Annotated in this window: 8 protein-coding genes and 1 pseudogene; all 9 read right to left on the bottom strand. The window is 38.4% G+C overall.

What is annotated here, in order from left to right:
* Positions 1 to 254: 254 nt before the first annotated feature.
* Complete coding sequence (locus tag SPADD19_RS03075; RefSeq protein ID WP_061455168.1) at positions 255 to 1049, bottom strand: hypothetical protein; 795 nt, start codon at positions 1047 to 1049, stop codon at positions 255 to 257.
* A gap of 11 nt (positions 1050 to 1060) precedes the next feature.
* Positions 1061 to 1795 (bottom strand): annotated as a pseudogene (locus SPADD19_RS03070) (SH3 domain-containing protein); the annotation flags it as partial.
* A gap of 21 nt (positions 1796 to 1816) precedes the next feature.
* Positions 1817 to 2146: a phage holin gene (locus SPADD19_RS03065; protein WP_061455166.1), complete on the bottom strand. Its 330-nt coding sequence runs from the start codon at positions 2144 to 2146 to the stop codon at positions 1817 to 1819.
* A complete protein-coding gene (locus tag SPADD19_RS03060) occupies positions 2143 to 2595 on the bottom strand; it encodes a phage holin family protein (protein WP_061455165.1) in 453 nt (150 codons plus the stop codon). Before SPADD19_RS03060 ends, SPADD19_RS03065 begins: the two co-directional genes overlap by 4 nt.
* Before the next feature lie 18 nt (positions 2596 to 2613).
* The gene (locus SPADD19_RS03055; protein WP_061455164.1) at positions 2614 to 3276 is read right to left on the bottom strand and encodes a hypothetical protein; all 663 of its coding nucleotides are present in this window, start codon (positions 3274 to 3276) and stop codon (positions 2614 to 2616) included.
* The gene (locus SPADD19_RS03050; RefSeq protein WP_061455163.1) at positions 3276 to 3497 is read right to left on the bottom strand and encodes a hypothetical protein; all 222 of its coding nucleotides are present in this window, start codon (positions 3495 to 3497) and stop codon (positions 3276 to 3278) included. The genes SPADD19_RS03055 and SPADD19_RS03050 overlap by 1 nt, the downstream gene beginning before the upstream one ends.
* 13 nt (positions 3498 to 3510) lie before the next feature.
* Positions 3511 to 7584, bottom strand: coding sequence for a phage tail spike protein (locus SPADD19_RS03045; protein ID WP_061455162.1), 4074 nt, complete (start codon positions 7582 to 7584; stop codon positions 3511 to 3513).
* Entirely contained in the window at positions 7581 to 8285 is a 705-nt protein-coding gene (locus SPADD19_RS03040; RefSeq protein ID WP_061455161.1) for a phage tail protein, read from the bottom strand. The genes SPADD19_RS03045 and SPADD19_RS03040 overlap by 4 nt, the downstream gene beginning before the upstream one ends.
* Positions 8285 to 9300 (bottom strand): phage tail protein (locus SPADD19_RS12520; RefSeq protein ID WP_423170603.1); only part of this gene is annotated, 1016 nt, incomplete at its 5' end. The genes SPADD19_RS03040 and SPADD19_RS12520, both read right to left, overlap by 1 nt.

The following is a 9300-nucleotide window of genomic DNA, read 5'->3' as shown; positions in this document are numbered from 1 at the left end:
ATTTTGCGATTGGGTAAACAGAAACTTGTTTAATGACCACTATCTAACATTTTGAGAAATAGCCTTAAAACCCTAGATAATTCAACCTTTTACGGTTAAATCAATCTGAAAAAAATGCGATGTTTATAAAAACTGGGTATCATTTTGGGTATCAATACCTCTGAAAACACGATATCTTATTTGCTGTTATAACCGACATTTTTAAAAATGTCTATTGTAATGGAAATACCAAACTACTTTATAGTTTTAGAAGATTACTCTTTACTTTCTAAAGCCTGTACCCTTGATACCAGATTGTTGAATTCAGCCTTAGTTGTATACCAGGTTTCAACATGATGGTTAGTAATATATGGATCATCTCCATTTTTTAACTTGGTCTCGATTAACGAATCAAGGCCCAATTCAAGGTGTTTTGTCTTGATGTTAGAGGTCATTTGTGCTTGAAGGGTTGCGTAAGTTGGAAATAAGGTGTAAGCCGTTTCGGTTTTTAGGTAAGGAACGAGATCTATAGTCTCTGTTTGTCCCCTGCTCTCAAGGTTAGCAATTCTGCTTTCAAGAGGGGCGATATCAATAATCTGGCCTTGTGTCTTATCCTTTAATTCTCTAATTTCACGCTTTATATTGCTGTCATCATAGGCAACAAAATTAATACGCTTTAAATAGTCTTCAACAGCTTTTTTGATGTCAAGCTGTGCCATTTCAATATCTTCTAAGTTATTGAAATGTTCTGTTGATTGTGTGACTTCCAGTCTTACAGATTGATCACTAGGAAACACATACTCTCCACATTGTACTTCTACTAGGTAAATCCCAGCAGGTAAGATTTTTCCAATATTAAAACTAACCTTTGAATTTTCTACGGTTGCATCGATTACCAACTTACCTTTTTGATTTGCTAGCTTAATTGAAGCATTTTGGCCATCCAGATTAGTGATTTTATTATACTTGTAATCAAGTAACTCATATTCAAAAGTGGAGGAGAAGTCCCCTTGTTTAATAACTTCTCCCCCTTTTATCCGATTAAGATTAGTTGAATTTGATCTAATCATTCAAATCCTCCTTATTCTAAATCCCCCCACAAGCTGATACGGTTACCCTCTTCATCTGTCTGTCCGATTGCCATGTAATTACGGTTACCAGACTCACCAATGTACGAAATCCATCTATAGCCATTTGCCGATCCTTTATAGTCATATTGGACTTTTTCGTTAGCATCATAGACAGCCACAATCTCACTATTTAGGCTTGGCCCACGGCGAACATTGATGGCAGCATCTCCAACAATGAATGTCCCATTTTCTTGGATAAGTTCCATTTCATCATTTTTAGGAGTTTCGCTAAGCGGTTGGAAGTTTTCGCTAAGCGGAGTATCTGAGTATGGAAGATAGAACCATCCCTGCACATTTTCGAATCCACGACTATTAAAACGGGCAGGTCCACCCACAATAAGAGCATCAAGGTTGCCATCAATATTTTGCTCAACAGTTCTCATACTGTAACCATCTGAATCTTCGATTACAGCTCCACAATGTCCAAAGTTTACACCGCCAAACCAAGCATCCATTGTGAAGAATGCACCAGCTTTAGGATTTTTATCTGTAGGCATACGATGCACTTCTAAGCCTGACTGTTCCGCTGAATCAAGCAATTCTGAAGCATTACCCCATAGATCAATACCAAAGAAAGTCTTTGCAGGATATGTGAGCAGATCAGCGCATTGTGTCCCTGCAAAACCATCCTTATCTACACCCATACCAGAATTTGCTAAATCAATAATAAATTGAATAATTTCTTGTCTTGTTGCCATAAGAATACCTCACTTTTTCCATTCTTCGTTAGCTTTTTTTACAGCTGCCTCAAGAAAAGTATTAAGTTCTTCGTTTGTCAGATAAATATTTTGAGATTCTAGCCCATTAATCAAGCAGCCTTTTGCATGCTCGAGTTTCTCAGCTCCATGAATTCCTAATGTTCCTGCCACTTGCTCAGTAGCATTTACTGCATTTTTTGCCAGGATTTCTACTACTTCCAATGCCTTTTTGCCACCACGAGTAAGAAGATACTCTTTGAGTGATTTAACAGCGATTCCGACGAAAGCGACAAAAATAGCCATTAGTGAATTAACTACAATTCCTGTGATTTGATTCATTTTTTCTTTGCTCCTTTTTTTAACTTCTTAGGTTCTTCCAAACCTTCATTTAATTGAAATTTTTCACGATCAACATTTCTCTGGATATATTGATCGATAAAGGGAATTTCTATCCCTAATGCTGATAGACTAGCAAGAATACTAGAACCGTAAGCTGCCATCATCGAAATGATGAATGCATCAATAACAGGCGCTAGATTCATGTATAACGTGAAAGGATAACCGATTGCCACAATCAAGATCATAGCTGTGTGACTAACTAGGCCCTTCCTCCATTTTCTACTAGAAAATTCATGATAGGCCCATGCTCTAGACACACCCAGAATGATGTCTAGAGCAACGATAGCCATCAAGAGAAAAACAATTATATGTTCGTCAATTCCGTGATCATAAAAATCACGAACTACCTCGATAATTCCAAAAATACCATCTGGTTCTTCTTGATACATCAATCACACTCCTATCAATTAAGATTCGGGCTGTGCGACTGGTTGAGTTTCAAGATTATTATAAGGGTTTGATTCCTTTGGGATTTCCCATTTCCAGACTTCTAATTTTCCGTTGGCACGAGGTCCTTTCTCAAGTTCTTCAAGTGTTTCACCGTTATAGGTAAATTCCTCATTGACCTGGATCATGACTAATTTGCCTTCTTTAAATCGTGGAGTATAGCCTGGGTTTTCGATAACAAAGATATCGTAAGGTTGATAGACCTTTCCTTTTTGAGCTACATCAACCAATTCAAGCCCACGAGCGAATAATGTAGGATCAATTGGATGATCGGTATTGGTAACAGCGACTAACACAGCCCAATCAGCTACATTTTTGATGTTCTTAATTTGGACTGCTTTATCTTCATTGTCTTTTGTAAGGGCTTGGATTTTAGTAATAGCCTCGTTGTTTGCTTCCACAGACTTATCCAGTTCTTTTTTGATTGCAACCACTGCACCAGAGGTGTCAAGTTCCATCCGGACGATGTTTAGCACCGCTTCAACTAGTGCAGAATCTTCCTCTGCCATGCGGTTGTTTGGCAAAACTTCTTCGAATACCCGATATGGATGATCTTGTTTAATTGCTACTTTAGTAGCATTCACAACTGGGTCAAATGATTTAAATTGTAATTTATAATCCATTAGTTTGTTACCTCATTTTTATTTTTGATTTCGTTGAAAAGGTCCATCAAATCCTTATCCGATTCTAGGACGGAGCGATATATTTCCAGCTCTTGGATGAGCTGTGCTTTTTCCTGCTGTGATTCAGTCAATCGTGCCTTGAACTCAGCTTCATTGATTGATTTACTAGCTAATTGATTAGCTAGATCTGTGATGATTGATACATAAGTGTTTTCTTTCATTTTTGTTACCTTTCTAAATTCCGAATTTGTCAAATTCTCTTAAAGAATTAGCTACTGCATTCCTAATTGAGCTATGAAGAGCTATTCTCATAGATCTACCATTTTGTGGAGTGAAATCATCTGTGGCAAATCCGGCATTGACAAAGTGTTGTAATGCTGTTTTGAGAGTTCTCAAAGCTTGTCTGAGCCATACTCCATTATTTCCGTTGTTGATTAGTAGAAAGTCCCCTGCTTGTACATTGGTATTTCTTCCATTTGTCCCGAACGGTGATATAGTAGTTTGCCCCCAGGTTGTTATTTTCCAACCGTAAGGATTGGTGTTAGTGTTTGGATCGTAATCGTAAGAGTGAGTGAAGTGAAATCTATCTCCTACAAATGTGACTTTATCGGCATTGTCATGGTCTCCTGTCCCGACACCCTTGATAGTGTCTACGATCATTCCGTTGAAACCACCTTGATTCCAGTGGTTTCTAATATCATTGTCACGGCGGTCAGCCCCAATGATAGCTTTAGAATTGATGTAGCGTCTTCCATTTATCGTCACATCATCATTACGGAAGAAGAGTCCTTGACTGGACGCATTTGATTGATCTCGAAAAACACCAGTAAAATTATCATAAAATGATAATCGCCCGCTATCTAAATCAAAGATGGACTTACCAGAATTAGCTGTCACTCGTCCACCTTGAATTCTTTCGGCAGCAATCTTGATTGAATTCAGCTCAGTAATAAATGCTTTTTGTGAAATCAGTTCTCTAATAAATGCTTGATTAGCAAGCAGTTTCTGAATCAAAGCATAGTCAACTTGTAGCTTATCTGCTGTTACTGCATTACTAGCAAGGATCTGAGTGGTTACTGCTCCAGATTCCATGTGTCCTGTTCGGACGCTCTGGGATGCCAGATGCCTGCTTGTGATTGAGCCATCAACTACCATGTCACCTTTAACCTTGATCATTTTAGCTATCAAGGCATTAGCTTCTGGTTCCTGTACCAGCAATGAGCTGATGGTCCTTCCATTGATGGTCTTACCTGTACCAAATGAGATTTGACCATCTGTGATGTTGATGTCTGTTTTCTTTAAAACCCCATCAAACTGACTGATGATTGTTGCCACTTGCCCATCAACTGTTTGTTGATAGTTAGCAAAGCGCCCGTTGATACTATCCTTGAAATCGTCTAACTTGTCATTGATGACAGAATTTTGACTGGACAGCTTCATGCCAAATTCTGTGGAGAATGTTGAAAATTGGCCATCAATCCCTTGCTTGAATTCAGCGAGTTTAGCTTCAATTACGGATGAACCATCATTTGTGGGCGGTTGGTAGGCTCTCTTGATAGATCCTTCATATACATCAATATCCCCAAAATAGAGACTTGCTGGCTGTCCATTTGATGATCCAGTGTTGTCAAATCGCAAAAATGCTTCATCATATTCCTCAGAATTGACTGTGAAATAGTAGCGTGTGATTCTATCTTGTGGCACAGTGATCTTGTCAGCAAGCGTGAATACTTTTGAGAAGTTCCCTGTTTCACCTTTCTTTCTTGCTAAAAAGTAGAATGTGGCATTTTTAAGATTGTCTGATCCAATTGCATCAAATGAAATTGTGTATGTGGTATTCCTCTTGATGTTGAAGCGCTGGGATGCTGCTGCTTTAGTAGTATCACTTGCATTTTCAATTTTAAAGAGCTTTCTGGATCCATTGTAGTAGAGTGGATTAGTTGAGACCGTTACTATTGGAGTCACTCCGGGGTCATAATACCCCCAACCTTCGACATTTTGAGGATTTCCGCTGTTCTTGAGCAGGTTTTCACCAGCCTGAACAATTTCGTCAAATCTTCTTGTGATTCCAGCTACGTCCTCAGTGTATTGCGATTTAGCAACATACCCTTGTTCAAGAATCTGCCTAGTTGCTTTCAGAGCGTCAACAGCAGCTTTCTCAGAGTAGGTCAACATGCGTTGCTCAAGTTCACCGCTTGGACCTGTTTTGGTCTCTAATTTAGTTAATTGAATGGATAGGCCTTGCACTGTCTTCTCAAAAGTAGCCTGTGCTTGCTCTACCAAATAGTTTTGATCTTCTGGGGCAGGTTGCCACAAGCGGTCATTGCTTCCTTCGTAAAAGTCCAATTCAGTCATGAACATTCCGGACCATCCGGAAGGATTGCCTTGATATTCAACTAGCAGATAACCTTCATCAAAATCGCCAATGTTAAATTTGAAAGTGCGTTTTAAAGCTTCATGAGAGCTAAAGGCAGGAGAGCCAGTTTTGTTGAAAATCTCTTGTTTTTCTTCAAAGTCTGATGTAGATCCTTTTTTGCGTTTACAAAATGAAATCTTTACATTTTTTGTATTCGCATCAAATGCTGTGATGTTAAAGATGTAGTCTTTATTTCGTTTAACAATGAAACGTGGACTTTGAACCATCGCTCCTGGTCTTAGGGAGAACATCCGCTTTTGCCCGTTGAAATAGAACTGATGAGATGTAAAGCTCATTCTTCCATTTGGTTCTGTCCAATATTTCAGGCCCTCATCTGCCCTTGAGTTCCTGAGCATGTTAGGGCCACCACCAACACCGATTGTAGTGAACTCTTCTTTGACTCCTGCCACCGTCTGCTCAACAAATGACCGATCAGCTTTGCCATTTGCCACATTGGTCAGGTCAGAGATGGCTTTCTCTGTGGTCTGCTCAAAACGTGATTGTGCGCCTTGTATCCCAACGAATTGACTTTGTGTCTGAGCCTTAAAGTCATTGATCAACTTCTGGATGTCTGCATCACTGGTCTTCAATTTATCAGTAGTAGCTTCCAATCCTTTCATCTTCACTTCAATGCCATTGTATTGAGCTTTAAACTCTTCGACAATTTCATTCTTGTTTGCTTGGCTTGCTGCTTTGATCTTCTCAGTGACTTGTGCTGAAATTTCTTCTTTGACTACTTCAGCACGAGCTTTGGCTTCCTCAATGCCATCTGTGACCTTATTTTCAATCTCCTTAGCTCGTTTATCATATTCAGCATTAGCATTATCAACTAATTTTTGAACCTTAGCCTCGTATTCAGCATCATGACTAGCAATTTTCTCTTTGACTACATCTTCAACGATTTTGCCAATCGCACCACCTAGCGAACGTGAGATTTTGCCAAATCCAATTTTCTTCAACTTTTTAGACATTGGACTGTAGTTATAGCTGGTAATCTTTTTGCGAATATCAATATTATAGAGTTCATAAAAGATTGATACTGTATCAAATAGTTTTACTGGTTGATCGGCATGACCCAGCACATCAATCTCTAAGCTCTCATCTGGCAAATCGCAAAGACTTGATTGAAAGTATTTCTTACCATACTCTTTTAAATCCTCAATGGTTTTAACATCCTGGTCTTGTACTTCCATATCATCCTCATAGATATGCTTATACTTATCTACAAGTGGACTATCTACAGTAGCCTCAAGAACTTGGTCCTTCTCTCCCTCTCCAGATGCAGTAATGACCTTACGAAAATGAATTCTAGTCTTAAGTGATTTGGTAGTAGTGGATTCTTTGTACTCAGAAAGATTCTTTTTGTACATAAAAAGAGATTGATTCTCAATCCCTCCATTTTTTAACAATCTCACTGAGTATTTATCTCTAACTAAATCACCACCCCACTGACCAACAATTGAGTGTTGACCTTTCAAGAGTGCATCAATTACTGACACATTCTCAATGTTTAAAGTATGTAATTCAGAGATATCAGAAAAGAAAGTAAAAGGGCATTCTCTCTTTAGCCCTTCTACTAGCTTGTTCATCACAGTAAAACCATTCGCCCGATCTACATTGATCTTGCGGATACTATATCCATTTAGCAACGTTGCTACTTGATTGGCATATACTGTGATATATCCGTGCTCCTTTTGGATGTCAATGATTACAAATTCTTGTTCTCCTGACAAGTCATCTGCTAACAAATGAACTTCGTTTTGTAGCAGGCTCCATTTTTCATCACTAACAGGATACTTGAAGGTGAGTTGATAAGTATTATTTTCTTGCTGGCTGATGTCATCATCCGTACACAAATTAAGAGGAATATTACCCTCTTTTAAATAAATCAAATGATATACCTCCAATTTCCTTGAATTTTGATTTTGGAAACATTACCAGATGTAGTTACACCTATAACTCCTTTAGGCAGTTCAAAAAAAGGGCCTCTTGTTCGCAAGGTGTTCTTAAGTTGCCCATTCAATGTATAAACGTTTTGTTTCCGCTGCCTACAATCAATTTTAGCCCCACCTGATAGGTTTAATCCCATTGTCTGGTTTCCAATCGTTAGAGTTACTTCTCCTTGCCCTTCAACTGTAATAACTGGTTCCGAGTATATTGTACCTGGATTAGTGATTGTCCCACGTCCTGATAGCACAACCTCTTGGACATTTTTTAAATATCTAAAAGGATGTTGGTACACCTTGACACTTACAATCCAGTTATTTTGGCCATGAAGCGAGATTTCTGATTCAAGTAAATCAGCATAGTAAATGCTGCCAGGTTGATAACTAAATTCCAATACATTGTCCTGCTTCTGGAATGCGTTAATAATAGCTTGAGCATCTTCATATCGCTTAACAAATAACTTCAAAGTACGCTCATATCCATCATAAGCACCATCTTCAATGTTATACTGGCCATTCATTCCAAATAGTTTTTTTTGCTCATCATATCGAGGGATAGCACCTTTAATATCTCCAAAATCAGTCACCACACTATCTGATATAGTGTTTGTGTTAAAAGTATTGATAATCAGATAATTTACTGCCATTAGATCCCCTCTCTAGCCATGATTCGTCCTTGACGTTGATAGGCATTGATGGCTAATTTTTCTCCATCTAAGTAAGTATTAGAGTCTTTGTTTGATATCTTCTCAAGCCAAGTATCTAAACTTGATCTCAGAATCATCATCTCAGACACCATTCTAGACTCAGTTGTGTCATATTTAGCGTTAGGCATCTGCAATGTAGATGTGATATCTTTACTGAAAGCTGCTCCTGATCCAAAATCAAAATCATCACCTGTAAATGCATTTGAAATCCATCCAGCTACTCCACCAACAGTTCTTTGCACATCTTTAAAACTATTTTGTAAAGAAGCATCAAATCCTCCCATGATAGCTTTACCAGCAGGTATTAATAACTTGCGGTCATAAGAAATAGGACCTTTGTGTTTACGGATCCAGTCTGCAATACCACCGATAAAATTCTTAACACCATTATACGCACTTTTCAATCCCCCTAAGAAGCCATCAAGAATAGCTTTACCAGCATCCCAAAGGTTGATATTTGCTAGGCCAGAGAAAAATCCTTTAATACCTGAACAAAGGTCTTTAACTCCGTTTTTCATGGTATCCCATGCTTTTTGTGCACCAGTGACAATTCCATCGAAAATACTTCCAAGACCAGATTTGATGCCTTCCCACATGCCGATTGCTGTAGATTTGATACCTTCCCATAATCCTGACATGAAAGATTTAAAACCTTCCCAAAGAGCTTTTGCGCTAGCTACGAAAGCATCTATAATGCCGAGAATAGCTTGACATATTGCATTCCACATAGCTTCTGCTGTTGCCTTTATAGAATCCCATATTCCAGACAAGAACGTCTTAAGCCCTTCGAAAGCACCAGTGAAATATCCTATGATTGTAGAAATAATCCCACTAAAATAAGTACAGATACCATCCCAAATCATTGATATTGCAGATTTGATACTTTCCCAAATCAATCCTAGATCTTCACCCATTTTTGTAAAGTCTAAAGTTACTAAATCAATGATAAATAGTA

It is taken from the genome of Streptococcus parasanguinis (assembly GCF_001578955.1).
In the GTDB taxonomy this organism is placed as follows: domain Bacteria; phylum Bacillota; class Bacilli; order Lactobacillales; family Streptococcaceae; genus Streptococcus; species Streptococcus parasanguinis_U.
The sequence above is the reverse complement of the archived record's forward strand: the minus strand, read 5'-3'. Positions and strand labels throughout refer to the sequence as shown.